The sequence below is a fragment of the Homoserinimonas sp. A520 genome (assembly GCF_054489245.1).
Window position 1 is genome coordinate 151,569 of the sequence record NZ_JBTMWX010000002.1, and the last position, 25,555, is coordinate 177,123.

24 protein-coding genes are annotated in these 25,555 nt (G+C 68.0%); 12 read left to right on the top strand and 12 right to left on the bottom strand.

The window, feature by feature from the left end:
* Positions 1-9: 9 nt before the first annotated feature.
* The 4 genes from ACX3PH_RS05220 to ACX3PH_RS05235 form a co-directional block, all read right to left on the bottom strand.
* A complete protein-coding gene (locus tag ACX3PH_RS05220) occupies positions 10-933 on the bottom strand; it encodes a cytochrome b/b6 domain-containing protein (protein WP_459090130.1) in 924 nt (307 codons plus the stop codon).
* A gap of 4 nt (positions 934-937) precedes the next feature.
* On the bottom strand, positions 938-1,900 hold the full coding sequence (locus tag ACX3PH_RS05225; protein ID WP_459090132.1) for an electron transfer flavoprotein subunit alpha/FixB family protein: 963 nt from the start codon (positions 1,898-1,900) through the stop codon (positions 938-940).
* 38 nt (positions 1,901-1,938) lie between these two features.
* The gene (locus ACX3PH_RS05230) at positions 1,939-2,703 is read right to left on the bottom strand and encodes an electron transfer flavoprotein subunit beta/FixA family protein (protein WP_459090134.1); all 765 of its coding nucleotides are present in this window, start codon (positions 2,701-2,703) and stop codon (positions 1,939-1,941) included.
* Between the two features lie 66 nt (positions 2,704-2,769).
* Positions 2,770-3,417 (bottom strand): TetR/AcrR family transcriptional regulator, encoded by a 648-nt coding sequence (locus ACX3PH_RS05235; RefSeq protein ID WP_459090136.1) that lies wholly within the window; start codon positions 3,415-3,417, stop codon positions 2,770-2,772.
* 82 nt (positions 3,418-3,499) lie between these two features.
* Here ACX3PH_RS05235 and ACX3PH_RS05240 point away from each other — a divergent pair, with 82 nt between their 5' ends.
* Positions 3,500-4,645 carry an acyl-CoA dehydrogenase family protein gene (locus tag ACX3PH_RS05240; protein ID WP_459090138.1) on the top strand — a complete coding sequence of 382 codons (1,146 nt, stop codon included), beginning with the start codon at positions 3,500-3,502 and terminating at the stop codon, positions 4,643-4,645.
* 156 nt (positions 4,646-4,801) lie between these two features.
* Here ACX3PH_RS05240 and ACX3PH_RS05245 read toward each other — a convergent pair whose 3' ends face one another.
* On the bottom strand, positions 4,802-5,662 hold the full coding sequence (locus ACX3PH_RS05245) for an RDD family protein (RefSeq protein WP_459090140.1): 861 nt from the start codon (positions 5,660-5,662) through the stop codon (positions 4,802-4,804).
* A 16-nt stretch (positions 5,663-5,678) separates the two neighbouring features.
* Here ACX3PH_RS05245 and ACX3PH_RS05250 point away from each other — a divergent pair, with 16 nt between their 5' ends.
* Positions 5,679-6,674 carry a stage II sporulation protein M gene (locus ACX3PH_RS05250; RefSeq protein WP_459091428.1) on the top strand — a complete coding sequence of 332 codons (996 nt, stop codon included), beginning with the start codon at positions 5,679-5,681 and terminating at the stop codon, positions 6,672-6,674.
* A 248-nt stretch (positions 6,675-6,922) separates the two neighbouring features.
* Here the strand turns inward: ACX3PH_RS05250 and ACX3PH_RS05255 are convergent, their stop codons facing one another.
* The 5 genes from ACX3PH_RS05255 to ACX3PH_RS05275 are packed head-to-tail and all read right to left on the bottom strand — an operon-like array spanning position 6,923 to position 12,370.
* Complete coding sequence (locus tag ACX3PH_RS05255) at positions 6,923-8,215, bottom strand: DUF58 domain-containing protein (RefSeq protein ID WP_459090142.1); 1,293 nt, start codon at positions 8,213-8,215, stop codon at positions 6,923-6,925.
* A gap of 31 nt (positions 8,216-8,246) precedes the next feature.
* Positions 8,247-9,179 carry an AAA family ATPase gene (locus tag ACX3PH_RS05260; RefSeq protein WP_459091430.1) on the bottom strand — a complete coding sequence of 311 codons (933 nt, stop codon included), beginning with the start codon at positions 9,177-9,179 and terminating at the stop codon, positions 8,247-8,249.
* Between the two features lie 58 nt (positions 9,180-9,237).
* Positions 9,238-10,446, bottom strand: a complete 1,209-nt coding sequence (locus tag ACX3PH_RS05265) for a DUF4350 domain-containing protein (RefSeq protein ID WP_459090144.1) — start codon at positions 10,444-10,446, stop codon at positions 9,238-9,240.
* The gene (locus ACX3PH_RS05270) at positions 10,443-11,105 is read right to left on the bottom strand and encodes a DUF4129 domain-containing protein (RefSeq protein ID WP_459090146.1); all 663 of its coding nucleotides are present in this window, start codon (positions 11,103-11,105) and stop codon (positions 10,443-10,445) included. Before ACX3PH_RS05270 ends, ACX3PH_RS05265 begins: the two co-directional genes overlap by 4 nt.
* A complete protein-coding gene (locus ACX3PH_RS05275) occupies positions 11,102-12,370 on the bottom strand; it encodes a hypothetical protein (protein WP_459090148.1) in 1,269 nt (422 codons plus the stop codon). The genes ACX3PH_RS05270 and ACX3PH_RS05275 overlap by 4 nt, the downstream gene beginning before the upstream one ends.
* Positions 12,371-12,492: 122 nt before the next feature.
* Here ACX3PH_RS05275 and mtrA point away from each other — a divergent pair, with 122 nt between their 5' ends.
* The 7 genes from mtrA to secA all read left to right on the top strand — a co-directional run bounded on the left by mtrA (position 12,493) and on the right by secA (position 21,900).
* On the top strand, positions 12,493-13,173 hold the full coding sequence (gene mtrA, locus ACX3PH_RS05280) for an MtrAB system response regulator MtrA (RefSeq protein ID WP_459090150.1): 681 nt from the start codon (positions 12,493-12,495) through the stop codon (positions 13,171-13,173).
* On the top strand, positions 13,154-14,788 hold the full coding sequence (gene mtrB / locus ACX3PH_RS05285; RefSeq protein WP_459090152.1) for an MtrAB system histidine kinase MtrB: 1,635 nt from the start codon (positions 13,154-13,156) through the stop codon (positions 14,786-14,788). Before mtrA ends, mtrB begins: the two co-directional genes overlap by 20 nt.
* Positions 14,781-16,481 carry a GerMN domain-containing protein gene (locus ACX3PH_RS05290; RefSeq protein ID WP_459090154.1) on the top strand — a complete coding sequence of 567 codons (1,701 nt, stop codon included), beginning with the start codon at positions 14,781-14,783 and terminating at the stop codon, positions 16,479-16,481. Before mtrB ends, ACX3PH_RS05290 begins: the two co-directional genes overlap by 8 nt.
* A 176-nt stretch (positions 16,482-16,657) precedes the next feature.
* On the top strand, positions 16,658-17,329 hold the full coding sequence (locus ACX3PH_RS05295; protein ID WP_459090156.1) for a ComF family protein: 672 nt from the start codon (positions 16,658-16,660) through the stop codon (positions 17,327-17,329).
* Between the two features lie 105 nt (positions 17,330-17,434).
* Positions 17,435-18,115, top strand: a complete 681-nt coding sequence (gene hpf / locus ACX3PH_RS05300) for a ribosome hibernation-promoting factor, HPF/YfiA family (protein ID WP_459090158.1) — start codon at positions 17,435-17,437, stop codon at positions 18,113-18,115.
* Between the two features lie 52 nt (positions 18,116-18,167).
* The gene (locus ACX3PH_RS05305; protein ID WP_459090160.1) at positions 18,168-19,004 is read left to right on the top strand and encodes an HAD-IIA family hydrolase; all 837 of its coding nucleotides are present in this window, start codon (positions 18,168-18,170) and stop codon (positions 19,002-19,004) included.
* Between the two features lie 64 nt (positions 19,005-19,068).
* Complete coding sequence (gene secA / locus ACX3PH_RS05310) at positions 19,069-21,900, top strand: preprotein translocase subunit SecA (protein ID WP_459090162.1); 2,832 nt, start codon at positions 19,069-19,071, stop codon at positions 21,898-21,900.
* A gap of 41 nt (positions 21,901-21,941) precedes the next feature.
* On the opposite strand, the gene ACX3PH_RS05315 is transcribed toward secA, so the two are convergent.
* Positions 21,942-22,412: an Rv3235 family protein gene (locus ACX3PH_RS05315; protein ID WP_459090164.1), complete on the bottom strand. Its 471-nt coding sequence runs from the start codon at positions 22,410-22,412 to the stop codon at positions 21,942-21,944.
* 176 nt (positions 22,413-22,588) lie between these two features.
* Between ACX3PH_RS05315 and ACX3PH_RS05320 the strand changes: the two genes are divergently transcribed.
* Positions 22,589-23,191, top strand: a complete 603-nt coding sequence (locus ACX3PH_RS05320; protein ID WP_459090166.1) for a hypothetical protein — start codon at positions 22,589-22,591, stop codon at positions 23,189-23,191.
* 68 nt (positions 23,192-23,259) lie between these two features.
* Here the strand turns inward: ACX3PH_RS05320 and ACX3PH_RS05325 are convergent, their stop codons facing one another.
* On the bottom strand, positions 23,260-23,547 hold the full coding sequence (locus ACX3PH_RS05325) for a helix-turn-helix domain-containing protein (protein WP_459090168.1): 288 nt from the start codon (positions 23,545-23,547) through the stop codon (positions 23,260-23,262).
* Positions 23,548-23,664: 117 nt separating this feature from the next.
* On the opposite strand from ACX3PH_RS05325, the gene ACX3PH_RS05330 reads away from it, so the two are divergent.
* Both ACX3PH_RS05330 and ACX3PH_RS05335 read left to right on the top strand, forming a co-directional pair.
* Positions 23,665-24,318: an SAF domain-containing protein gene (locus ACX3PH_RS05330; RefSeq protein ID WP_459090170.1), complete on the top strand. Its 654-nt coding sequence runs from the start codon at positions 23,665-23,667 to the stop codon at positions 24,316-24,318.
* 2 nt (positions 24,319-24,320) lie between these two features.
* Complete coding sequence (locus ACX3PH_RS05335) at positions 24,321-25,544, top strand: AAA family ATPase (protein WP_459090172.1); 1,224 nt, start codon at positions 24,321-24,323, stop codon at positions 25,542-25,544.
* Positions 25,545-25,555: the final 11 nt, after the last annotated feature.

A 25,555-nucleotide genomic window follows, 5' to 3' on the forward strand; every position in this document is an offset into this window, starting at 1 on the left:
CGACCGCTACTAGCGCGTCACCGAACCCATGAGCGAAGCGACCGGGCGCAGGAACAGCGGACGCGCCGCGAACCAGGCGACGACGATCACGACGAGCGACGCCGCGAAGATCCAGAATCCGGCCCAGCTGCCCTCGTCGCTGCTCATCGCGTACATGTGGTTGAGGTTGCGAAGCGCCCCGGTGGCGAGCACCAGCGTGACGTGCACGATGATGAACAGCACGAAGTAGAGCATCACCGGGAAGTGGATCGCCCTGGCCACCTCGATCGGGTACGCCTTGTTCAGGCGCGTTGCCTTCGCCGGCCATGCCCCAGACATCCGGATGCCTGTGACGATGGCCAGCGGAGCCGCAATGAAGACCGTGGCGAAGTAGGTGAGCAACTGAAGGCTGTTGTAGTTGACCCAGCCATCTTCGACCGGCCAGCTCAGCGACACGTATTGCAGGGTCGCCGACAGGGCGTTCGGGAAGACGTCCCAACTGACGGGGACCAGTCGCATCCACTGGCCGGTGGCGAACAGCAGGATGTAGAAGATGAGTCCGTTGAGCACCCACAGCACGTCCAGCGACTGGTGGAACCACAGGTCGAGGCTGATCTTCTTCGGCGCACCCTTGGTGCGGATCAGGCCCTTGTTGTTGCGGGTCCAGTACGCGGGCGGGCGCTGCGTTGTGCGCACCTGCCAGCCCGACTTGATGATCAGCACGATCAGCAGCACGTTCAGGAAGTGCTGCCAGCCCAGCCAGGCCGGGAAGCCGACCGGTGCGCCATCCGGCAGATGGCTTTCGCCGGGGTAGTCGGTCATGAACGACTGCACCTCGGGCAGGCCGCGCAGCCACTGCGCGAACAGCACAGCCACCACCAGCAGCACGAGCGCTGTCGGGATGATCCAGACCAGCGGGAACCAGCGTTTGGACCTGAGTGAAGTGGATGCCATGGCGCTAGTTGGAGCGGGCCTTGATCGCGTCGATCAGCTGCGGCACGACGGTGAACACGTCGCCCACGATGCCGAAGTCGGCGATGTCGAAGATGGGGGCATCACCGTCCTTGTTGATGGCGACGATGGTCTTCGCCGTCTGCATCCCGGCCCGGTGCTGGATGGCGCCGGAGATCCCGAGGGCGATGTACAGCTGCGGCGACACCGTGATGCCGGTCTGCCCGACCTGGTAGGTCTGCGGCACGTAGCCTGCGTCGACCGCAGCGCGGGAAGCGCCGATCGCCGCCCCGAGCACGTCAGCCAGCTGCTCGACCAACTCGAACGCTTCACCGGATCCGAGCCCGCGACCGCCGGAGACGACCCTGGTCGCCCCGCGCAGTTCAGGACGGCTCGACACCTCGGTGGCAGGGTTCACCTCGTCGATGACGGCGGATGCGCTGCCGTCAACCACGAGCGGCACGTTGGTGACGGTTCCGGATGCCGGCTCCGCCTTGCCTTCGATCGCGCCCTGGCGGATGGTGACGATCGCGAGCCCGCCCTCGACGGCCGCGTCGACCGAGTATGCGCCGCCGAAGACCGAGTGGGTGGCGACGACGCGCTCGCCGTCCAGGCGAACGTCGACGGCGTCGACCAGCAGGGCGCCGCCGGTGCGCACGGCGAGCCTGGCTGCGGCGTCGCGCCCGTCAGGAGAGTTGTTCAGCAACACAGCGGATGGCTGCAGCGCCTCCACAGCGGACGCCAGCGCGTCCACCTCCGGCGTCACCAGCAGTTCGCCGGCCTGGTCGGACTCGGCGAGGTAAACCTCGGCGGCGCCGAGCGCGCCGAGCTGGGCACCGAGGCCGGAGCCCGGCTTCGCGGTCAGCACGGCGACCGGCTCGCCCAGGCGGGAAGCGGCGGCCAGCAGGCCGGCCGCGGTGTTCGCGATCTGGCCATCAGAGACCTCGATCATTACCAAAACTTTCGACATTGTCGTCTTCCTTTACGTACGTGTCAGTCGCTGCTGGATCAGATGAGGCGCTCGGCAGCGAGGAACTCTGCCAGCTCGGTTGCGGCGTTGCCGTCGTCGACGACCTTCTTGCCTGCCGCGCGGGCCGGACGCTCGGTCGCCGACACGATGACGGAGCGGGCCTCCGGCGTCTCAACGCCGAGGTCGGCGAGGCTGAGCACGGTGACGGGCTTCTTCTTGGCGGTCATGATGCCCTTGAAATTGGGAAAGCGCGGCTCGGCCGCGATCTCCGTGATCGAGATGACGGCCGGCAGCCCGGCGTGCGCGGTGAGGGTTCCGGAGTCGGTCGACCGAACCCCGCTGACGGAGGTTTCGGTCAGCTCCACTGAGTTCAGGTGGGTCAGCTGGGCGACGCCGAGGCGTTCGGCCAGCATCGCCGGAACGACCCCGCCCCGACCATCCGTCGACTCATTGCCGGCGACCACCAGGTCGAACCCGGTGTCCTTCAGGGCCGCAGCCAGCACCTGCGAGGTGCGGACGGCGTCGGAGCCCGCAAGAGAGTCGTCAACGATGTGGATCGCGGAGTCCGCGCCCATCGACAAGCCCTTGCGCAGGGTGCTGGTGGCATCCGCCGGCCCCATCGCCATCAGCACGACCTCGGTGCCCTTGTTCGAGTCCTTGTAGCTGAGCGCGATCTCGAGCGAACGCTCGTTGATCTCGTCGATGATGCGCTCGCTCGCGTCGCGGTCGAGCAGCCCGGACGCGTCGAGCTTGCGCTCACCTCCGGTGTCTGGGACCTGCTTCACCAATGCGATGATCTTCATGCGTCTCGACTCCTTGATCGTTTCTGTGGGTGGTCGGCGGGAAATTGGTCACTCATAGCTTGCCCTCTATTGCCTGTCTTGGCGGGCGGATGCCGAGACGCCCGCCTCGATGAGATTGCCGAGAGCGCGATACGCGGCCGGATGCTCGAGGCCGGTCGACTGCTCGATGTCGCCACGGTGCACGGCCTCCATGATCTGCGCGGCCACCGTGCCGAGGAAAGTCGCGTCGGCGTGGCTCGTCTGCGGCACCGCCTCGAGAACGAGGTCCTGCACGCGCTGCGACGCGGCATCCATGTTGGCCCGGTAGATGTCGCGGGTGGGGGCGAAGGCGTCGAGGTCGGCGAAGTATTGCGGGGAGGCCGACGCGAACTCGTCGGAGATGGCCTTGAGGTAGGAGCCGATCCGACCACCGTGCTGATCGGTACGCTGCTGGTCGGCATCCGTCAGCCGCTCTTCGATGCGGGCGGTGGCGCGGCGAAAGAATGCGCGCGCGACGGCGACGAAGATCTGCTCCTTGCTGTCGGCCACCGAGTACAGCGTCGACTTGGAGCGCTTCAGCTCGCGGGCGACATCCTCGATGCTGAAGCCGAGGAAGCCCTCCCGGATGAAGAGGTCGATCAGTTCCTCGATGAGCTCGTCACGGCGAACGGATGCCCGGTCGCGGCGCTGCTGGGTCGATACGTTCCGCAACGGGGTGCCCAGCGCCTGTGCCATACTCAGCACAGTACCAGAATCCCGCCGTGAGTACCGCTTGAAGTACTCAGTCTCTTGGGAATACAGCCGCAAAGGAGCGCCGATGCCCGCCTCACGCCTCATGCCCTCGCAGGAAGCCCAAGACCTGGTCGACCTGGCCCGCGAGATCGCGACCAAGGAACTTGCGCCCCGCGCACCGGAGGCGGAGCGCGATGAGATGTTCCCGCGGGACGTCATGCGGATGCTCGGCCAGGCCGGGTTGATGAGCCTGCCGTACCCGGAAGAGTTCGGCGGGGGAGACCAACCCGCGGAGGTCTACCTGCAAGTCTTCGAAGAGCTGGCCACGGAGTGGGCCAGCGTCGGCGTCGGTGTCTCCGTGCACGCCCTCTCCTGCTTCCCGCTGGTCAACTTCGGCACTGATGAGCAGAAGGCGCGGTGGCTGCCAGGCATGCTGGGCGGCGACAGCCTCGGGGCGTACTGCCTGTCCGAGCCGCACGCCGGCTCGGACCCGGCTGCCATGCGCACCCGCGCTGTGCGCTCCGGCGACGGCTACGTGATCACCGGCGCCAAGGCCTGGACGACCCACGGGGGAAATGCCGACTACTACACGCTGCTGGCTCGCACCTCCGACGATGGCGGCCGTGGCATCAGCTGCTTCCTGGTGCCCGGCGATGCTGAGGGGCTGACCGCCGCCATTCCGGAGCACAAGATGGGCCTGACCGGATCGCCCACCGCGACGATGAACTTCGACGGCGTGTACATCGACGCCGACCGGCGCATCGGCGAGGAGGGCCAGGGCCTTCCGATGGCGCTCGCCGCCCTCGACTCCGGGCGGCTCGGCATTGCGGCGGTGGCCACCGGGCTGGCGCAGGGGGCACTCGACCTCGCCGTCGGATACGCGAACGAGCGCGAGGCGTTCGGCAAGCCGATCATCCAGCATGAGGGCCTCGGCTTCCTGCTGGCGGACATGGCGGCGGATGTCGCCTCAGCCCGCGCCACCTACCTGGCTGCGGCCAGGCTCAAGGATGCCGGGCGACCGTTCGGGCAGGCATCCGCCATCGCGAAACTGGTGGCCACGGACAACGCCATGAGCGTGACGACCAACGCGGTGCAGGTGCTCGGGGGAGCCGGCTACACGCGGGACTTTCCGGCCGAGCGGTACATGCGGGAGGCGAAGGTCATGCAGATCTTCGAGGGCACCAACCAGATCCAGCGGCTGGTCATCGCGCGGCACCTGACCCGGCGGTAGGCGCGTGGAGCGCGGTAGGTGGCGCGTGGTATCCACTCACAGACGCCGCGCGCACGGATCAGAGGGTCGCTTGGCGATCTGCATAGGCGTGCCTCCGATTGGTGCGCGCCGCGACGTAAAGCGGGTCGAACGCTTGGTCGAGCCTGCCGAGACACGCTACCGGTCGGGGAACCCGTGCGGCAGCCCGTCGAGCGCCGGGCCCAGCCGGTCGAGGTGCTGGCGCTCCAGGTGCAGGGCGGTGTATTCGCGCTCGCGGCGCAGCGCGGCAACCGCCGCCAGGAACAACTCCGGGTCAACCGTCGGCACCGGGAACACGTAGCGCGCCGTCTCGTTCGCGAGGTCGCGGCTGATCCGAGACCGGGAGGTCGGGGAGTGCCCGCTCGCCTGCCTCAGGAACTGGGCGATCCTCCGTGCCAGGCCCGATGGCATCCGCGCGACGTCCGCCGTCTTCGACCACTCAATCAGCTCCAGCGGCACCCCGAAAACCGGCGGCACAACCTTGGGGACACGCTCGTTCTGGCTGTAGGTACCGGCCAGGAAGTCGCCGAGCCGTTTCGCCCGCGTGTTGAGCAGTCCAACCAGCGCGGCGATCCCGCCCAGCGACATGAACACCTCGATGATGCCGGTCAGGGCGCGGATGAAGGCGTGCCGGAACCCGATCGCCCCGCCGTCGTCGCGCACCACCCGTGCGCCTACCGCCAGCTTGCCGAGCGAGCGCCCCTGCGTCAGCAGCTCCACGGTCATCGGAACGATCACGATGCAGAAGACGAGGGCGCCGATGGTGACGGCCGACTGGGTCGCCTCATCCAGGAATGCGCCGCCCAGCGGTGACAGCACCAGCAACACGATTGCGAAGTAGGCGGCCAGGTAGGTGAGCAGGTCGATGGCGGCACCCGCAGCGCGCAGCACGAAGCCGACCGGGCGCAGGTCGAGGGCGACCGCCTCACCGGTGATCAGCTCATCGGAGGCATCGAATTGCACCCGAGCAGTTGGTGCGAGCGGGGATGCGGCGGCCATGCCAGTATCTAAGCAGATGGATCTCGACGCCTATTCCGCCGCCCACCGCGATGAGTGGGACGAGCTTGCCCGCCTGGGAGCGAAACGTCGCTTCACCGGGCAGGAAGCGGATGCCCTGATCGAGCATTACCAGGCCGGCGCCACCCAGCTGTCCGCCATCAAGACCACGGCGGGGCAGTCGGTACAGGGGGAGCGCCTCTCCGTCTGGCTGTCACGGGCGAGGCTGCGCTTCACCGGCGCCAGCATCAACGTGCTGAGCCAGCTGCCGCGCTTCTTCGGGGCGCAGTTGCCGGCAGCCCTGTACCGCATCCGCTGGATGTCGCTGGCGGTCGCCCTGTCCTGTGCCCTGGTCGCGGTGCTCTATGCGGTGTGGGCGCTGCAGACACCGGGGGTGCTGGCCAACTTCGGTACCGAGGAGTTCCAGCGCCAATTCGCGGAGGACGACTTCGTCGACTACTACTCCGAACATCCGCCCGCCTCGTTCACCGGCCTGGTGTGGACCAATAACGCGTTCCTGGCCGCCCAATGCGTCGCCTTCGGCATCGTCGGCGTGTACGCGCCGTACCTGCTGTTCATGAACGCGCAGCAGCTGGGGCTGACCGCGGCTCTCATGGCCGCCAACGACCGCCTCGACATTTTCTTCCTCTACATCGCCCCGCACGGCCAGCTGGAGCTGTACTCGATCTTCGTCGCCGGCGCGGCCGGGCTGCGCATCTTCTGGGCCTGGGTGGCGCCCGGTGTGCGCACGCGTGGGCAGGCATTGGCCGAGGACGCCCGTGCGCTGATGACCGTCGCGGTGGGGCTCGCCCTTGCGCTGCTCGTGTCCGGGCTGATCGAGGGCTACGTGACCCGACTCGATTGGCCGTGGCCGATCAAGATCGGCATCGGTACGGCGGCGCTCGCCGCGTTCCTCGCCTACCAGTGGATTTTCGGGCGCCGGGCGACCCTCGCCGGCGAGACCGGCGACCTGGCTGCGTTCGAGGCCGGCGCGCACCGCCTCGTCGCCGGCTGACCCGCCCGCCCGGCATCCGCCCTCAGCTCGCGCCGTCGCGCCGAAAATGAAGGAGAAACGTCCCTTGTGGCGCGTTTCGTCGCCGAAACGGCATTTCTCGCGCGCATCTCCTTCGTTTTCGATGTGCCCGGTGAGGGCGCGACGATGACGCTGTTTCTCTTCGATGCGCCTGTTTGAAAGGGGCGCATCGAAGAGAAAGGGCGTCATCGTCGCGGTGGGTGGGCGAGGCGGCAGCGCGGCGTCGCGGGCTACAGGCGCCCGGCGGCTTTCAGCGCGATGTAGCGGTCGGCGACCGCGGGCGGGAGGTCCAGGGGCGCGCCGGTCACGACATTCGCCCCCAGCTGGCGGATGGCGGCAGACACCCGGGCGGTGTCGAGCATGGCCCGCTCGGCCGCGGCGGCGCGGTAGACGGCGTTGCGGTCCGAGCGGTCGCCGGTGGCGGCGATCACGGTCGGGTCGGTGACGGATGCGACGAGCACGGTGTGCTTGCGCGTCAGCTGGGGGAGGGCGGCCAGCAAACCGCGGGATGCCCCAGGCGTGCTGATCGAGGTGAGCAGCACCACCAGCGAGTGCTGGTTGGTGACCGAGCGCACCAGCGACGGGACGACGCTCCAGTCCATCTCGATCAGTTCCGGGTCGATCGGCGCCATCACGTTGACCATTCGGGAGAGCAGGTCGGCACCGGTCGCCCCCTGCACGCGCCCGCGCACCCGGCGGTCGTAGACGACGAGGTCGACCCGGTCGCCGGCGCGGGAGGCGAGGGCGGCCAGCAGCAGGGACGACTCGAACGCGGTGTCGAGCCTGGTCTCGTTCTCGATGCGGGCGGCCGCGGTGCGTCCGCTGTCGATCACGATGACGACGCGGCGATCGCGCTCCGGGCGCCAGGTGCGCACCACGACATCCTGACGCCGCGCGGTCGCCCGCCAGTCGATCGAGCGAACGTCGTCGCCGCGCACGTACTCGCGCAGCGAGTCGAACTCTGTGCCCTGCCCGCGAATCATCACGCTGGTGCGCCCGTCCAGTTCCCGCAGCCTGGCCAGCCGCGACGGCAGGTGCTTGCGGGAGTTGAAGGCAGGCAGCACGCGGATGGCTCCCGGCAGGTCGATGGTCGCCTGACGCGCGAGCAGGCGCAGCGGCCCGAATGAGCGGATGGTGACCTGCGCAGCCCGGCGCTCCCCGCGTCGAAACGGCGTCAGCTGCGTGACCACGGCGCGGCGCTCGCCCACCGGAACGGCGATGCGTGCCCGGGTGGGTGACGCGCCCGCCGAGGGCTCCCAGCCGTCCCGGACCATCCCGCGAACAGTCCGGCGGCCGGTGTTGGTCAGGTAGAGCGTCGCGGCGGTCGTCTCCCCGAGGCGAACCCGATCGCCCACCTCGCGCGCCAGCCGCACCTGCCGCGGCGAGCCGGCGAAGGCCAGGTCGATGATGCTGATCACCAGCACGGCGGCCAGCCAGCCGAGCAGGGCGAGCGGGTCGTCGAAGTAGACGATCGGCACAACGCCGAGCGCCAGCAGGGCGACGAACCAGCCGGACAGTGCCATCAGAAGAGTGCCATCAGAGAAAGGGTCACGGTTAGATCGGCACCTGCACCTGCTGCAGTACCGAGCGCAGGATGCTGTCGGGGGAGACCCCCTCCAGTTCCGCCTCGGGCCGCAGCTGGATGCGGTGGCGCCACACCGGCAGCGCCATCGCCTGCACGTGGTCGGGGGTGATCGCGTCGAGCCCGCTGAGCCACGCCCACGCCTTCGCTGCGGCGAGGAGGGCGGTGGTTCCGCGGGGGCTGACGCCGAGCTTGACCGACGGGGACTGCCTGGTTCCGCGAGCCAGGTCGACGATGTAGGCGAGAACGTCCGGACTGGACCGAACGGATGCGACGGCCGCCTGGGCAGCGGCGAGCCGCTCCGCGTCAAGCACCGCGGTGACGCCGGCGGCCGCCAGGTCGCGCGGGTTGAATCCGGCAGCACTGCGGGTGAGCACCTCGACCTCGTTGTCCCGCTCCGGCACCTCGAGCACCAGTTTCATCAGGAACCGGTCCAGTTGCGCCTCCGGCAGTGTGTAGGTGCCCTCGTACTCGATCGGGTTCATGGTGGCCGCGACCATGAACGGCGCCGGCAGCGGCCGGGTGAGCCCGTCGACGCTGACCTGCCGCTCCTCCATGGCCTCCAGCAGTGCGGACTGGGTCTTCGGTGGGGTGCGGTTGATCTCATCCGCCAGCAGGATGTTGGTGAACACCGGCCCGGCACGGAAGTCGAACTCGCCGGTCTTCGACTCGTAGACCAGCGACCCGGTCACGTCGCCCGGCATCAGGTCGGGCGTGAACTGGATGCGCTTCGTGTCGAGCTGCAGCGTGCGGCTGAGCGTGCGCACCAGCAGCGTCTTGGCGACGCCTGGTACGCCCTCCAGCAGCACGTGGCCGCCGGCCAGCAGCGAGATGATCAGGCCGGTGACGGCGCCGTCCTGCCCGACGACCGCCTTGCCGACTTCGCTGCGCACCCGCGAGAACATGGCGCGCAGCTCGGTCGCGTCCGCGGTGACGGGTGAGGGTTGCTCTAGTGTCATGCGTTCATTCTCCCGGGTTGGTCGGCTGGCGGGCGGTACCACCTGTGGCGTGGTGGGTGGCGGTCTTCTCGAGCATCATCAGGTCGTCGGACAGCTGGATCAGGTCGCGGTCGGTTGCGGGTTCGGCCTCCAGCAGCAGCCACCGCACTTCGTGCAGGTTCCGCCCGGTGACGGATGCCGTGACGGCAGCCACCTCGGCGACGCTTGCCGTGCGCGGCAGCCCGCAGGTGGTGGCGAGCCTTGATACGGTCCCGACGCGGAGGGCGTCCAGCGCGCGCAGGCGGGCGGATGCCTTCTGGTACAGCCGCGCGCGGCCGTCCATGGTCTCGTTGGATGGCACGGTCACCGGGAGGTGCTCGACGACCAGCGGCCCCATCCGCCTGCCCTTCCAGACGCCGGCCGCGATCACGACCAGGAATAGCAGGGCCAGCACGGCGCTGAGCCAGGCCGGCGTCAGGTCGGCGATGGTCGCTGTACTCCCGGCGACGTCGGCGAGCGTGGGTTGGTACCAGACGAGCGTGGGGTTCTCGCCGAGCAGGCCCAGCGCGAGCGCGGCGTTGCCGAGTTCGGCTACGTGCTCATTGCTGAGGGCAGTGGATGCTCCGAGCACCGTCACCGTGCGCCCGTCGCCTTCGAATTGCAGCAGGGAGTAGACGTCGTCCCCGCTGCCCAGGCACGACTCGGCGTGCTCGAACTCTGGCGTGTCGACGGAACCGATCACGCGATAGCCGCTTCCGTCACCCAGCACGCTGCCGGCGCGCTCGACAGCGGGCACGTCGCAGTCCGCGGCCAGGGTGCCCTCGACGGCTCCGGCCGCGCCGATCTCGGGCGTGACCTCACGCAGTTGCTGGAAGGCCGGCTCCACCAGCACCGTGTGGCCGGCCCGCGTGCTGAGGTCGTGCAGGTGCTCCGGTTCGAGATAGCCGCCGGCGTCGTGAAGCAGCAGGGTGGCATCCGCCCCCGCGAGCGCGTCGCTGGCCTCGCGCTGCGTTGCGACGACCTCGACGCTCACTCCCTGGTCGCGGAGCACCTCGACGACGGCCATCGCGCCGCCGGGCGCGGGGTTGGTCGCCGACAGGAACACCCCATCGGGCACGGTGGCGCCGCGAACGGTCAGGATCACGGCGGCGACCAGAACGGCGAGCACGGCGGCGATGGACCAGAACGCCGTGCGCTTCAGTGACGACTGCACGGTGGGGGTGACGACGGTCATCTGGTCACCGCCGGAAGGGGAACGCGCGCGGACCGCAGCTGGATCTCGAGCGCGGCGACGGCGCGGTACTCCGCCTCGGAGCCCGGCTTCCCCAGGTAGCGGACCCGGTCGAAGGTGTCGGCCGCGGCGGCCAGGTTCGCAGCGAGCGCGGGGAAGGCGGCGCCGGCCCTGGCGGCAAAACCGTGGGCGGTGGTGCCCGGCGTGGTCGCCAGGATGGTGCGTTCGGCGAGCCCGCGCGCGATCGCCCGGTATGCCTCTTCGATGGCCAGCGTCCAGTCGCCGGCGGATGCCGCGGCATCCGCTGCCCGTCGCATCGCCTCGGCACTGCGGTCGTCATCGGTGCCGAACAGGGAGCCGCTGACCGCGCTGCGCCGGTTCAGCGCCGGCATGCCGAAAATGAGGAACGCCGCGACCAGCGCGGCGACGATGATCACGACGACGATCGCCAGCAGCAGCCCCGATGGCGCTCCGCTGGCGCCGTCCAGCAGTGACCCCAGCCAGTCAAGGAAGGCGGATGACAGCTGGTCGAACCAGGTCGGCTTCGCAGCCTCGTAGCGGGGCTCGCTCAGCTCGTCGAGAATCCAATTACGCGCCTCATCGGCGTTCGGGTCGACCGGAACATCAGCCGGCGCCTTCCCAGACAGGGTCCCGGGGATCATGTCCAGGGGGAGTCGCTCTGCGGCGGGATCGGCTGCGAAGACGGACCTGCCGCCGGGTGGCCCATCAGGTAAGGGTCGGCGGGGTTCTGCCCGGCGCTGCGCTCTTCCACGAAGCGGGCCAGGTCGAGGTCGAGACCCTCCTTACGCATCCGCAGGTCGATGTAGATCAGCCCGGTCGCTGCCGACTGCACCACCAGCACGATCGACGACAACACCAGGATGACCAGGATCGACAGCAGGTAGAGCGCACCCAGGATGATGACCGTGACCGGGCCCATGGTGCCGTTCGGGTCGATGAGGAAGACCGCCATCGGCGCGAGCAACTGGATCGGAACCGTGACCACCTGCATGGCAACGCTGAGGATGGTGGCCACCAGCAGCTGGATGCCGAAGGTGCGCCAGAAGTAGCCACCGACCAGCGACCAGGACCGCGCGATGGCGTCCCTCAGGCCGGGCCGCTCGCCCATCAGCACGCTGGGCACCAGGGAGACCTTGGTTCCGACCCACACCGCGGCGGCCAGAAGCGCACCGCCACCGAAGATGCCGACCACGACAGCGAGGGCGACGCCGACGGTGCCGAGCGCCGCCAGCAGCACGATGAGCAGCACCAGCACGGCGATCGCGACCAGGAGTGCTGCGGTGAGAAGGAACATCCACCCCACCAATGCGCCCAGACGGCCACGGGCGCGTGCCCAGAGCTGCTTCAGCTTCAACTTCTCGCCGAGGGTGGCTCGCTGGATCTCCAGCATCAGGATGCCCTGCACGAGGGCAGCCGCGACGAGCGACAAAACACCGGGGATGAGGGTGGACAACACGATGATCGCGAGCGCGCCGGCGCCCACCTCATCCACATCCGTCGTCGAGGCGGTGACCACGCGGGACAGCGCCGCGAAGGTCACCAGGCCGGTGATCACCAGGGTGAGCAGCATGATCGCCGACTGGATGGCCAGCGCGAAGCCGAACGTCGGGCGAGGGTTGCGCCGCAAGACCTGGAAGGAGGCGCCCAGGATGACACCGAGGGTGAGCGGTCGCAGTGGGATGAGCCCTGGCTTCGGCGGGGCAGTCCAGCCGGCAGCCGGTGCCTGCCCGTAGACCGGCTGTGCGGGCTGTGGCTGTGCGTATGTCGGAGCGGCAGGCTGGGCGGCGGGAGGCCCGTACGGCCTGCTGGAAGCGGGTGTCGGCGCGACCGGTGGGACGAACGCCCCCTCCGGTGAACCGGGTGTTTCGGTGAATACCGGTGGTTTCCAGTCCTGCTCGTCGCTCACGCGCACCCCTTCGCCGCGTTCGTGCGGGCAACGAACGTCAGTCGTATGCTTTCACACTCGGCTACTCTTGTGCCAAAGCACCTCCGGGCCCGAATCGGGGGTGCAGGACCGAAGACGGGACGATGAACGCGCGCATTCTGGTTGTTGACGACGACACCGCCCTTGCCGAGATGATCGGCATCGTGCTTCGCACGGAGGGGTTCGAACCGTCCTTCTGCGCTGACGGCAGCGAAGCCCTGGCTGCATTCCAGCAATCGAAGCCCGACCTCGTACTGCTCGACCTGATGCTGCCGGGCAAGAACGGCATCGAGGTGTGCGCCGAGATCCGCGCCGAATCCGGTGTCCCCATCATCATGCTGACCGCCAAGTCCGATACAGCGGATGTCGTGCGCGGCCTGGAAAGCGGAGCAGACGATTACGTCGTCAAGCCGTTCAATCCCAAGGAACTGGTGGCACGCATCCGCACCCGCCTGCGTCCCACCCCCGAAGTCTCGACCGACGTGCTCACCATCGGCGACCTCATCCTCGACGTGCCGGGGCACGAGGTACGGCGAGGTGAGCAGAAGATCAACCTGACACCGCTCGAATTCGAGCTGCTGCTGGCGCTCGCCCTCAAGCCGCAGCAGGTGTTCACGCGCGAGATGCTGCTCGAGCAGGTGTGGGGCTACCACTACAAGGCCGACACCCGGCTGGTGAACGTGCACGTGCAGCGGCTTCGGGCGAAAGTGGAGGAAGACCCCGACAACCCCACCATCGTGATGACCGTGCGCGGGGTCGGTTATCGTGCAGGCGCAGGCAGTTAGGTTCTCGCCCACCCTGCTCGGTGTGCGCTGGAGCCGGTTCCTTCGTGGAGCCAGTCGCATCTGGCGCACTTCGCTGCAGTTTCGTACCGTCGCGATCGCCGTGGTGCTCTCCGGCCTCGCCGTCACCGTGATCGGCGGCTACATGTCGGTGGTCATCGGCGACAACCTGTTCAGCTCCCGTCGCGAGACGGTGGAGACCGAGCACGTGCGTGCGACGCTCGTCGCCCAGGAGCTTTTCACCACGGCGCTCACGGTGGAGGACCCGGGCCAGGTCGACCTGGAGCAGCTCGCGTTCGCTGTGCAGGGAAGCATCCTGTCGACCACGGCGAGCCCGGGCACCACCGGGTACACGATCCTCCGCACGCCGGGACAGACCACCACGAGGTCGATGACCACCACCCAGACCCAGGATTTCCCGCGCCAGGTGCTGACACCCGAACTGCGCGATGCCGTCGCCGAAGGAGGCGACCGCGTCCACCTGCAATCGGTGACGCTGCCGTCTGGCGCGCCGGGGCTGGTCGCCGGTTCGGTGGTCGAGGTGCCGACGGCCGGGCAGTACGAGCTCTACCTCGTCTACGACCTGAGCGAGTCGAACGCCACCCTCGGGTTCGTGCAGCAGACGCTCGCCATCGGGTTGCTGTCGCTGGTGCTGCTGATCGGTGCCGTCACCTACTACGTGGTGCGCCTGGTGGTCGCACCCGTTCGGCTGGCGGCAGAAACCAGTGAGCGCCTCGCGGCCGGCCAGCTGGAGCAACGCATCCCGGTTCGCGGCGAAGACGTCCTGGCGATCCTCGCGCGGTCGTTCAACGGGATGGCCGACAGCCTGCAGCAGAAGATCACCCGGCTGGCGGAGCTTTCGCGGGTGCAGCAACGTTTCGTTTCGGATGTCTCGCACGAGCTGAGAACACCCCTCACCACCATCCGGCTGGCCGGTGATGTGCTCTACGACCAACGCGCAGACTTCAGCCCCACCACGGCGCGCACCGCCGAACTCCTGCACACACAGGTGCAGCGTTTCGAGGTGCTGCTGGCCGACCTGCTCGAGATCAGCCGCTACGACGCCGGCGCTGTCGAGCTCGAGCTGGAGCCGACCAGCATCGTCGGGCTGGTCGAAGACGCCGTCGAGGGCATGCGCTTGCTGGCGAGCGAGCGCGGCTCCGACCTGAGACTGGTGGCCCCCGGTGGGTACTTCGAGGCGGACGTCGACCCACGTCGCATCCGTCGCATCCTGCGCAACCTGCTCGGCAACGCCATCGAGCATGGTGAGGGCAATCCGATCGTGGTGACCGTCGACAGCAACCAGACGGCTGTCGCGATCACCGTGCGCGACTACGGGATCGGGATGAGCGAGGCGCAGGTCAGCCGCGTGTTCGACCGCTTCTGGCGTGCCGACCCGTCGCGCCAGCGAACCATCGGCGGCACCGGGCTGGGGCTGGCGATCGCCCTGGAGGACGCCGCGCTGCACGACGGCACCCTCGAGGTGTGGTCCGAGCCTGCGAACGGAACCTGCTTCCGGCTGACCCTGCCCAGGCAGCCTGGGGTGCTCATCCTCTCCTCGCCGCTCGACCTGCCGCCGAGTGACAGCGCACCACTCCCGGAGGCCGGCGATGACTAGCGCGAAACTGAACAGGCGGATGCGACGGCTCGGCCTGATGGCCGGCCTCACCCTGGCCGCCATGGCACTCTCATCCTGCGTGACCATCCCGACCGATGGGCCTGTGCTGACCGGGCGGGAGGTCACCGAGCAGGAGCTCGCAGCCTCGGAGGTGGTCCCGGAGGGGCCTGTCGCCGGGGCCGACCAGGAGATGATCCTCGGCGGCTTCATCGACGCGCACAGCGGCTCGGGCAACTACGACATCGCCCGCCAGTTCCTCAGCTCCGAGCTCGCCGAGGAGTGGGAGCCGCGGGAAAGCGTGCTCATCCGCACCGGGAACACCGACATCGAGCGGCTGGGCGATGCCTCGATGGAGTACAACATCGTGGTGTCAGCAGTCGTCGATCGCGACGGCATGTACACCGCATACGCGTCGGCCCCCCAGGCGCTGGTGTTCGAGTTCGTGCAGGAAGACGGGGAGTGGCGCATCAGCGCCGCGCCGAACGGCATCGTCCTCCGCTCCGCAACCTTCACTGAGCTGTTCAAGAAGCACACCCTCTACTTCCTCGACCCGACCAGGCAGACCCTGGTGCCCGACCTCCGCTGGTTCCCGGCCGGTACCGCGGCCACCCGCATCGTCACCGCCCTGCTGAACGGACCGCCGCCCTGGCTGCAGGGCGCAGTGGGAACCGCGTTCCCCGACGGCACCCAGCTGAGTTCACCCAGGCGCGTCGCCGTCGAGGCGGAGGTGGCGTCCATCGACCTCACCGAGGAGGCGCTCGCGGCGAACGAGGCGCAGCGCCAGCTCATGCGGGTGCAGCTGGAGGCGAGCCTCGGCCAGGTGGCCAGCATCACCAGCCTGGAGCTCAGCGTCGGCGGAACCCCGCTGACCATCCCGCCGCTCGGCCCATCAGCCCCGCAACTGCGCCCCCAGGTGGACAGCCGGATGCTGGTGCTCCGGGAGGGCGAATTCGGTTACCTGGCCAACAACCGGGTCACCGAGATCGACGGGCTGAGCCAGAAGGTCGTCGCCACGAACCCGACCGAGGTCACGCTCGATGCCAGCGGAACGGTGGCGGCGACGCTGGGGGCCGGCGGTGTCTACATGGTGCGCACCACCGCGGAGGACCCGCTGCTGGTCGACGCCCGTCCCGGGCTGATCGCGCCCACGCTCGACGGCTACGGCTACATCTGGACCGTGCAGCGGTCGGCGCCGGGCAGCATCCGCGTCACCGACCTGGACGGCAACCAATTCGAGGTGCAGACGACCCTGCCCGCGGATGGCGAGATCGTCTCGCTCGAGGTGGCGCGGGACGGCACGCGCATTGCGGCGCTGCTGGCGACGAACGCCGGAACGCGTCTCGTGGTGGCGTCCATCATCCGTGACCAGAACCAGGACTTCGTGCCGGTCTCGCTGGGCAGCGAACCGCGGGTCGACCTGATCGTCGACAGCGGGACCGCGATCGACGCCACCTGGATGGACGAGCTGACGGTCGCGACCCTCTCCAGCGTGGGCGGAGCGATGGAGGTCACCGGGCTGCAGGTGGGCGGCAAGCACACCGACCTCGGCAACCCGGGGGCGGCCGTCGCGATTGTCGGCGGCAACAGCGAGGCGAGCCTGCGGGTGCTCAGCGCCGACGGCGTCGTCTCGGTGCGGCGGGGCAGCGGCTGGCAGAGCAGCGCGGAGGTCGCCCTCATCGCCACGCAGCGCTGACCCGTACCGAAAACGAAGGAGAATCGCGCCGCGCGTGCGCGTCTGTCGCCGAACGCGCGCTTTTTGGGCCAAACTCCTTCACTTTCGACAGCCCTCCCCAGCGGGACGGAACGCGAGCTGTGCTCCGAGCTGACGCGCGGCTGCCGTGGGCGTGCGGCTGCGGCGAGCATGGTCGGATGCTTGCATCCGCAGTGCGCGACGCCCTCCTGGACGCGTGGGCAGTCCTCATGCCCATCGACTGCGCCGGGTGCGCGCGCCCCGACCGTGCGCTCTGTGCCGGCTGCCGCATCCGCCTCGCTCCCGACCCGGCGTGGCACCGGCTGCCGGACGGCACGCCGGTGGTCAGCGCACTCGACTATTCCGGTACCGTGCGGCAGGTCATCCTGGCCCTGAAAGAACAGGGCAGAACGGATGTCGCCAGCGCCCTGGCCGCACCGCTGAAGGCTGCGCTCCAGGCTGCCGCCGAACTACCGGCCGGCATTCCGTCACCAGAACTCGCGCTGGTTCCACCCTCGCGCTCGTCGTTCCGTCGCCGGGGCTACGACCCGGTGGCGTTGCTCGTGCGGAAGGCCGGTTTCGCGTCCTCCGCCGTCCTCCGCCCCTCTCGCAGCACGCTGCAGCAGAAGTCCCTGAATCTCGAATCACGGTCTGTCAACCTGGCCGGATCGCTGCACGCCGAATCCGCGCTGGGCGGCCGCACCTTCATCCTGGTCGACGATGTCATGACCACCGGTGCAACCCTCAGCGAGGCGTCGCGGGCGATCCGCGAGGCCGGCGGACAGGTCGTTTGTGCGGCAACGCTGGCTCACACCGCACGCCTCTTTCCCCGTCATCCCTCATCTTCGTGACCAACTAGTGACTTCCACAGGGTGGCGGTCTACGGTAGGCAAAAGAGGCGCGCACAACGCCCAAGTTCCGCGGGCGGCGCGTCGCAAGGGAACTGGGAGGACGCCATGGAAATTTCCATCAACGGACGCAATGTAGGTATCACCGATCGATTCCGTGATTATGCGACGGAGAAGTCCGAGAAGATCGCCCATCTGGCAGAGAAGGCCCAGGCTTTCCAGATCCGGGTCAGCCGCCACAACGAGAAGAACGGCACCGCGGGGGACGACCGGGTGGAGTTGACCCTGGTTGGGCCCGGACCGCTCGTTCGGGCGGAGTCCACCGGCTCAGACAAGTACGTCGCCTTCGACCTGGCACTCGACAAACTCATCCAGCGGGTTCGTCGGATGAAGGACCGCCAGAAGGTCCATCGCGGGCAGCATCGGCCGACGTCGCTGCACGAGGCGAGCTCCGGTGGGTTCGGTGTCGTCGATATCACCCCTGCTGCACCCGAGTTGATGGAGAAGGTGCGCACAGGGTCGATTCCGATCCAGAACGCCGAACCGGCGGAAGAGCCGTGGAGCCCGGTCGTCATCCGCAAGAAGGTCTTCGCGGCCCAGCCGATGACGGTCGACGACGCCCTGTACCGGATGGAGTTGGTCGGCCACGACTTCTACCTGTTCATTGACGCCGAAACCGACCGCCCGAGCGTGGTCTACCGGCGCAAGGGCTGGGACTACGGTGTCATCGGCCTCGACACCGACACCGAGCTGGCGAATGTCGCCTCCGGAGGAGGCAAGCGACGTTAGTTCACCGAACGGAGAGGTCGGCGGGGAGACCGAAGGGTCTCCCCGCCGTGTCATGACCATGCATCAGGTACAGAAAGCACAGAGCACACTTCCAGTCATCCTTTGTGATATCGAAGGCACCCTGTACGGCGGCGACGGCACCGTGCCTGGAGCGGTCGAGGCAATCGCAGAGCTGCGAGCCATCGGATGCCCGCTTCGCTTCCTGTCGAACATCGACTCGCGGACAGAGGGCGATGTGCTCGGCCGATTGCGGGCTCGCGGATTCGACATTCGGGACGGTGAACTCTTCCTGCCAACGACGGCAGCCAGGGAGTACTTCGCCAGGCGACCGGGAGCCGCCGTGCTGACTGTGGCCACTGAGGCAGTGCGGGGCGAGTTCCTGCCCATTCAGGATGGGCAGGAGGTGACACACGTGCTGGTGGGCGATTGCCGGGACGTGCTGAATTACCCGATGCTTGACGAGGCTTTCCGCGCCCTGGAGGCCGGCGCAGTCCTGCTGGCATTGCAAAAAGGCCGATACCTGATCGCTGAGGATGGCCCGCACCTCGACACCGGCGCGATCGTGGCCGCACTCGAGTACGCGAGCGGGCAGTCTGCCCTCGTGCTGGGCAAGCCGTCCCCTGAGTTCGGGGAACTCGCCGTGGCATCTTTCGGGCACTCTTCTGGAGAGCTGCCGGTCGACGCCATCTGGGTAGTCGGGGACGACGCGACCTCGGATATTGCGCTGGGACAGAGGATGGGGGCAACAACCGTGCAGGTGCGAACCGGTAAGTTCGCCGGTCAGGCCACCGAGCGCGTCTTCCACCCGGCGAGCCACCAGCTCGACTCAATTACTGACCTGCCTGCGCTCGTCCGGACCCATCGCGCAGCTAGGATTGCTACGGTTTAGCTGGTGCCTTAACGGCCCGTACGCCATCTCGAGGCGTGGACCCGAAACAAATTGGAGTTAATCGGTGGCCAATGTTCTAGAGCGAGTCCTTCGTGTCGGCGAGGGTCGCACCCTCCGCAGGCTGCAGCGCTATGCCGCAGCCGTGAACCAACTCGAAGACGACTTCACCGAACTGACCGACGACGAGCTCCGCAACGAGACCGTGGAGCTGCGCGAACGCTACTCGAACGGCGAGTCGCTCGACGACTTGCTGCCCGAAGCGTTTGCCGCCGTGCGTGAGGCCGCCAAGCGCACCCTCGGCATGCGCCACTTCGACGTGCAGCTGATGGGTGGGGCAGCCCTCCACCTCGGCAACATCGCCGAGATGAAGACCGGTGAAGGTAAGACCCTGGTCGCAACCCTTGCCGCCTACCTGAACGCGATCACTTCCCGCGGTGTTCACGTCATCACCGTCAACGACTACCTGGCCAGCTACCAGTCAGAACTGATGGGCCGCATCTTCCGCGCCCTCGGCATGACCACCGGATGCATCGTCTCCGGCCAAACCCCCGCCGACCGCCGCGAGCAGTACGCCGCCGACATCACCTACGGCACCAACAATGAGTTCGGCTTCGACTACCTGCGCGACAACATGGCCTGGCAGGCCAGCGACATGGTGCAGCGCGGCCACCACTTCGCCATCGTCGACGAGGTCGACTCCATCCTCATCGACGAGGCCCGCACGCCGCTCATCATCTCCGGCCCATCCTCAGGGGAGGCCAACCGTTGGTTCGCCGAGTTCGCGAACCTGGCGAAGCGACTGGTTCCGGATGTCGACTACGAAGTTGACGAGAAGAAGCGCACCGTCGGCGTGCTGGAGCCCGGCATCGAGAAGGTTGAAGACTACCTCGGCATCGACAACCTGTACGAGTCGGCCAACACGCCACTGATCTCGTTCCTCAACAACTCGATCAAGGCATCCGCCCTGTTCAAGAAGGACAAGGACTACGTCGTCATGAACGGCGAAGTGCTGATCGTCGACGAGCACACCGGCCGCATCCTGATGGGCCGCCGCTACAACGAGGGCATCCACCAGGCGATCGAGGCCAAGGAGGGTGTCGCGGTCAAGGCAGAGAACCAGACCCTCGCCACCGTGACCCTGCAGAACTACTTCCGCCTCTACAAGAAGCTCTCCGGCATGACCGGTACGGCCGAGACCGAGGCTGCCGAGTTCATGAGCACCTACAAGATCGGGGTCGTGCAGATCCCGACCAACAAGCCGATGGTTCGCATGGACAAGTCGGACCTCGTGTACAAGAACGAGGAGGCCAAGTTCGGCCAGGTCGTCGAAGACATCGTGAAGCGCCACGAGAAGGGCCAGCCGGTACTCGTCGGAACCACATCGGTGGAGAAGAGCGAGTACCTGTCTCGCCTGCTCGCCAAGCGCGGAGTGCGCCACGAAGTGCTGAACGCGAAGAACCACGCCCGTGAGGCCGCGATCGTCGCCCAGGCCGGGCGTCTCGGCTCCGTCACCGTCGCCACCAACATGGCCGGCCGTGGAACCGACATCATGCTCGGTGGAAACGCCGAGTTCCTCGCAGTCTCCGAGCTCAACCGGCAGGGCCTCAGCCCGGCCGAAACGCCGGAGGAGTACGAGGAGGAGTGGGACCCGGTATTCGAGCGCGTCACCGCCGAAGTCAAGCACGAGGCAGACAAGGTCATCGAGGTCGGTGGTCTCTACGTGCTCGGCACCGAGCGCCACGAGTCCCGTCGTATCGACAACCAGCTGCGTGGTCGGTCCGGACGTCAGGGCGACCCCGGCGAGAGCCGCTTCTACCTGTCACTGACGGATGACCTGATGCGCCTGTTCAACTCCGGCGCAGCCGAAGCACTGATGGGTCGTAGCAACGTTCCGGACGACCTGGCCATCGAGTCGAAGGTCGTGAGTCGAGCCATCCGCAGTGCCCAGTCGCAGGTGGAGTCTCGCAACGCGGAGATCCGCAAGAACGTGCTCAAGTACGACGACGTCCTGAACCGCCAGCGCGAGGCGATCTACGGTGACCGCCGTCACATCCTCGAGGGTGATGACCTGCAGGACCGCGTGCAGAAGTTCCTCGACGACGTGCTGAACGAGCTCATGGACGAGCACACCGCCGAGGGCCACGCCGACGACTGGGACCTGGACGCCCTCTGGACCGAGCTGCGCACCCTGTACCCGGTGTCCATCTCCATCGACGAGGTGCTTAGCGAGGCCGGATCGCGCGGTCGGGTGACCCGCGACTTCCTGGGCAACGAGATCCTCTCCGACGCGAAGGTCGCCTACCAGAAGCGCACCGACACGCTAGGCGAGCCGGCCATGCGCGAACTGGAACGCCGCGTCGTCCTCTCGGTGATCGACCGCCGCTGGCGCGACCACCTCTACGAGATGGACTACCTGAAGGACGGCATCGGCCTTCGTGCGATGGCACAGCGCGACCCGCTGGTCGAGTACCAGCGCGAGGGTTTCGTGATGTACCAGACCATGATGGGCCAGATCCGCGAGGAGACCATCGGGTTCATGTTCAACCTGGAGGTCGAGGTCACGCAGGGCGGAACCACCGCCGCGGCCCCGATCGTCGCCGCGAAGGGGCTGACCGGTAACACCACGCCGGCAACCAAGCTCAGCTACTCGGCTCCGGCAGAAGCCGGTGGTGTCGAGGTGCGCAACCAACGCGGACAACTCGACCAGGCGTCAACCGCGAAGGCGCAGAAGGCAGCGGATGCCGTCAGCCCGGCCTTCAGCACCCAGCAGGGCAAGACGGCGCAGGCCGAGCAGCCGGCAGCGCGTGGCGCGTTCGGGCAGAACACCGGTGGTGGGGGAGCGGCCCCGATCAACCGGGCCGAGCGTCGTGCGCAGGAGAAGCGCGCCAAGAAGTAGGTGTTCGGTGGAGCCGGCCGACTGCAGAGTATCGAGAGAAGTTACAGCACGTTGATGGCTGTCGCGCGCCAGCGGCTGTCGAGGCCCTCGAGGCGAATCGCCACCGCGCGGGTCCTCGCCCGCCCGCGAACAATGACCACGGCTTCGACAATCCCGTCCTTCGGCTCGCTGAAGACAGTCGAGCCGATAGCGAAATTCGGCCGGGCCACCGGCTGATTACGTGCTCGCCTGGCCCGCGCCGACAAGACGACGCGCTTGAGAAGGTGCCGATACACCTCATCACTCACCCAGCGCGAGATCTGCTCCAGTTCGCGGGCGCCCGCGAGGATCTCAATGACGCACCGGGTGAGGTTCTCCAGCAGCGGGGTCGGGTCGGGAAGCGTCGAGGTCGTGGTCGGCTGCCGCCCGAAGAACTCGTCCGACTGGAACGGGGCGTGGATGACCTTGCTGGGGAGGCTGGTTGCCCGGCTGCTGAGCGTAACGGTGGCAGTGGCGGTCGACGCAGCGCTCATCAGGTCACTTTCCAGTAGAGAGGAAGCGGGCCGGGCGCGGATGGCGTCTACCCCCGAATGGGGGCGGTCCGACTCGGATGTGACTCAACCAGTGTTTCGAGGAATAGTCCACGCCCCCATTTCGGGGCTGTGGATAACCTCGCCCCGGTGTCGCACCCGCTCGATACGTTCACTCCATGCGATGGGACAACCTGTTTGACGACCTGGAGAGCCAACTCGAGCACGAGCTGACTGCGGAAGACATCGACCTGCGGGCAGAAGAAGAGCGGCTGCGGCTGGGGAGGATGTCCATCCGCGACCGGCTGGCGGCGCTGCACGGTGCCGAATCTGCGGGGGAGGACTACACCATCCGCCTGCTGCTTGCCGACGGACAGCCGATCGTGGTGCATCCGGTCGCTCTCGGCAAGGACTGGCTCTCCGCCGACCTGCTCGACGATTCCTCGAGCCGTCGGCAATGCATCATTCCGCTCGCCGGGGTCAGCGGGATTGTGCTGCGACCGGAGCAGGTGGCCGGCAGCCTCACCTCGACGGACGGCGGATCTGGTCCTCGCGAACTCTCGGCGCGCTTGAGCCTCGCGTTCGTGCTGCGCGACCTGTGCCGGCGGCGCCAGGCCCTCGACCTCGAACTGCTCACCGGCACCATTCACGGAACCATCGACCGGGTCGGCAGGGACCACGTCGACCTGGCGCTGCACGAGAGGGACGCGCCGAGGCGGGAGTCCGAGGTGAAGCAGCACCGCATCGTGCCGCTCGCGCAACTGCGGCTGGTCCGGCTCTGAGCTCGCCAGCGGCTGTCCCTTCGGCGAGTTCAGGAAGCGGGATTCGCTCAGGCGCTGGTTGCCGATGGTCAGCCGCGGGAGAACTCGGTCACGTTGCCGAAGTCGGACTGGTTCCACAGGCTCATGCGCCGCGACTCCTCGTACATCGCCTGGATGTACGTCTCGAGCACCATCCGCTCGACACGCCAATGTCCGCCGGCACCGATCTTGATCGCCGGGAGCTCGCCAGAACGCACCAGGGCATACGCCTGGCCGGCAGAGATGTTGAGGATCTCCGCAGTGTCCGCCAGCGTCAGGAAACGCCCCAGCGCCCCAACACCCGCGAGGTCTGCGCCCTCGGTGCCGTTCTCATCCATGCCTCTATTGTGCGCGAGCGCGCCCATCCAGTGCCGGGCTGTGGATAACTTTCCCGCGCAGCGCGAACGACCGTAACCATTAACCGACACGGCAGACACGACCGATGGAGACGACGGATGACACCCAAAGCCGAACAACGCGAACGAACGCCGCGCTCGTTCTGGTTCGATCCCCGCTTCGCGATCGGCATCGTGTTGGTCGTGGCTTCCGTTGCCGGCGTACTCGTGGTCGTCGCATCCGCGGACCAGACGACCACCGTCTACGCCGCCCGCGCCGTGCTCAGTGTCGGCGACCGCATCGGCGCGGATGACCTGGTCGAGCAGAGCGTCCGGCTGGGTACGGTCACCGGCAAGTACCTGGACGCGGATGCGATCCCGTCCGACGGGCTGATCGTCACCCGCACCATCGCCGAGGGCGAACTGGTGCCGTCGTCGGCGGTGGGCAGCACGGCCGGGCAGCGGCTGGCATCCGTCGTCATCGCCGTGACCACCCAGTTGCCGCGATCCGTCGATGCGGGTTCCGTGGTCGACGTCTGGGCGGCTCGGGAAGGCGACTCCGGGCTGTTCGGCCCGCCATCCGTTCTCGTCCCGGCGGCCACCGTGGTGCAGGTGATCGAGTCGGACAGCATCATCGCCGGCTCCGCCGCCGTCAGCGTCGAACTGCTGGTGCCCCGCAATCGCACCGCACGGATGCTCGAGGCATTGGCCAATGCGGATGCGCTCTCGCTGGTGCCGGTGAACCTCCCGATGACCGCGTCGGCGAAGGGCTGACGATGAGCGCGCTCGCGATTGCCGTCCCCGTTGCGGTCGAAGATCGGGTCAACGCCGAGCTGGTCAGGCACGGACATGAGGTGGTTGCCCGCTGCGACAGTGCCGACGAGCTGGCATCCGTTCTCGCGCTGTCCGGTGCGGAGCGCGCACTGGTCGCGGCCGAGCCCCGCTACCTCACCGATCGGCTGATGGTGGAGGCGGATGCGCAGGGCATCCGCCTGGTCGCCCTCGCCGAGGGCGACGAGGGGTCGCGGTTCGCGGCGGCACTGGGGCTGCAGGAGGTGGTGCTGGCCGAGGCGGGATGGGACGCCGTGGAGGAGGCCCTGCGCGGCGACGGGTTGCACACCGCGCCGCCTCTGGTCGACTTGGTGGGCCAGGTCATCGTCGTCTGGGGCCCGGCCGGGTCGCCCGGGCGGACCACCATTGCTGTCAACCTGGCGGCTGAACTCGCTGCTGCCGGGCACACCGTTGCGCTCGCCGACGTCGACACCCACAGCGGGTCGGTCGCCCCGACCCTCGGGCTTCTCGACGAGGCGCCCGGATTCGCCGCTGCCTGCCGCCTGGCCGGTGCCGGCGGCCTCGACCTGCAGCAACTGGAGCGGATCGGGCAGCGCTACCTGTCCGCCCACGGCAGTTTCTGGGTGCTCACCGGCATCGGCCGTCCGAGCCGTTGGCCGGAACTGTCTGCGGCTCGCGTCGTGTCGACCTTGCGCGAGTGCCGCAACTGGGTGGACTACACGGTGGTCGACACCGGCTTCAGCCTGGAGAACGACGAGGAGATCTCCAGCGACCTGCACGCCCCGCGCCGCAACGCGGCAACCATCGCGGCACTGCGAGAAGCAGATCACGTCGTCGCGGTGGGAGCGGCCGACCCGGTCGGGCTCTCCCGATTCCTCCGCGCGCACGTCGACCTGGTCGAGACGGTCGTCACCGACCGGGTCACTGTCGTGATGAACAAGGTGCGCACCGGAGCGATCGGCCCGAGCCCGGCAGCCCAGGTGAGCAGCTCGCTGGAACGCTTCGGCGGTATCACCTCGCCGGTGATGGTTCCCCACGACCAGGTTGCGCTCGACGCTGCCATCCTGAGCGGCAAGACCCTACTCGACACCGCCGCGAAGAGCCCGGCTCGGGTGGCGATCGGAGAGCTGGTCACCGCACGGATCCTCCCACCGCCGGTGGCGGCACCACGACGCAACTGGCTGGGTCGTCTGGTCAAGGCCGGCTGAGCATCCCCAGG

What these genes read in the sequence shown, in the direction of transcription:
- ACX3PH_RS05265 (WP_459090144.1), bottom strand. Translation starts at nt 10,446, where the DNA reads ATGACCGTCGTCACCCCCACCGTGCAGTCGTCACTGAAGCGCACGGCG.
- ACX3PH_RS05335 (WP_459090172.1), top strand. Translation starts at nt 24,321, where the DNA reads ATGAGCGCGCTCGCGATTGCCGTCCCCGTTGCGGTCGAAGATCGGGTC.
- ACX3PH_RS05225 (WP_459090132.1), bottom strand. Translation starts at nt 1,900, where the DNA reads ATGTCGAAAGTTTTGGTAATGATCGAGGTCTCTGATGGCCAGATCGCG.
- ACX3PH_RS05290 (WP_459090154.1), top strand. Translation starts at nt 14,781, where the DNA reads ATGACTAGCGCGAAACTGAACAGGCGGATGCGACGGCTCGGCCTGATG.
- ACX3PH_RS05270 (WP_459090146.1), bottom strand. Translation starts at nt 11,105, where the DNA reads ATGATCCCCGGGACCCTGTCTGGGAAGGCGCCGGCTGATGTTCCGGTC.
- ACX3PH_RS05245 (WP_459090140.1), bottom strand. Translation starts at nt 5,662, where the DNA reads ATGGCCGCCGCATCCCCGCTCGCACCAACTGCTCGGGTGCAATTCGAT.
- ACX3PH_RS05315 (WP_459090164.1), bottom strand. Translation starts at nt 22,412, where the DNA reads ATGAGCGCTGCGTCGACCGCCACTGCCACCGTTACGCTCAGCAGCCGG.
- ACX3PH_RS05240 (WP_459090138.1), top strand. Translation starts at nt 3,500, where the DNA reads ATGCCCGCCTCACGCCTCATGCCCTCGCAGGAAGCCCAAGACCTGGTC.
- ACX3PH_RS05235 (WP_459090136.1), bottom strand. Translation starts at nt 3,417, where the DNA reads ATGGCACAGGCGCTGGGCACCCCGTTGCGGAACGTATCGACCCAGCAG.
- ACX3PH_RS05255 (WP_459090142.1), bottom strand. Translation starts at nt 8,215, where the DNA reads ATGGCACTGTCCGGCTGGTTCGTCGCCCTGCTGGCGCTCGGCGTTGTG.
- ACX3PH_RS05250 (WP_459091428.1), top strand. Translation starts at nt 5,679, where the DNA reads ATGGATCTCGACGCCTATTCCGCCGCCCACCGCGATGAGTGGGACGAG.
- ACX3PH_RS05330 (WP_459090170.1), top strand. Translation starts at nt 23,665, where the DNA reads ATGACACCCAAAGCCGAACAACGCGAACGAACGCCGCGCTCGTTCTGG.
- ACX3PH_RS05295 (WP_459090156.1), top strand. Translation starts at nt 16,658, where the DNA reads ATGCTTGCATCCGCAGTGCGCGACGCCCTCCTGGACGCGTGGGCAGTC.
- hpf (WP_459090158.1), top strand. Translation starts at nt 17,435, where the DNA reads ATGGAAATTTCCATCAACGGACGCAATGTAGGTATCACCGATCGATTC.
- ACX3PH_RS05260 (WP_459091430.1), bottom strand. Translation starts at nt 9,179, where the DNA reads ATGTTCTCGCGGGTGCGCAGCGAAGTCGGCAAGGCGGTCGTCGGGCAG.
- ACX3PH_RS05305 (WP_459090160.1), top strand. Translation starts at nt 18,168, where the DNA reads ATGACCATGCATCAGGTACAGAAAGCACAGAGCACACTTCCAGTCATC.
- ACX3PH_RS05320 (WP_459090166.1), top strand. Translation starts at nt 22,589, where the DNA reads ATGCGATGGGACAACCTGTTTGACGACCTGGAGAGCCAACTCGAGCAC.
- ACX3PH_RS05325 (WP_459090168.1), bottom strand. Translation starts at nt 23,547, where the DNA reads ATGGATGAGAACGGCACCGAGGGCGCAGACCTCGCGGGTGTTGGGGCG.
- ACX3PH_RS05230 (WP_459090134.1), bottom strand. Translation starts at nt 2,703, where the DNA reads ATGAAGATCATCGCATTGGTGAAGCAGGTCCCAGACACCGGAGGTGAG.
- mtrA (WP_459090150.1), top strand. Translation starts at nt 12,493, where the DNA reads ATGAACGCGCGCATTCTGGTTGTTGACGACGACACCGCCCTTGCCGAG.
- ACX3PH_RS05220 (WP_459090130.1), bottom strand. Translation starts at nt 933, where the DNA reads ATGGCATCCACTTCACTCAGGTCCAAACGCTGGTTCCCGCTGGTCTGG.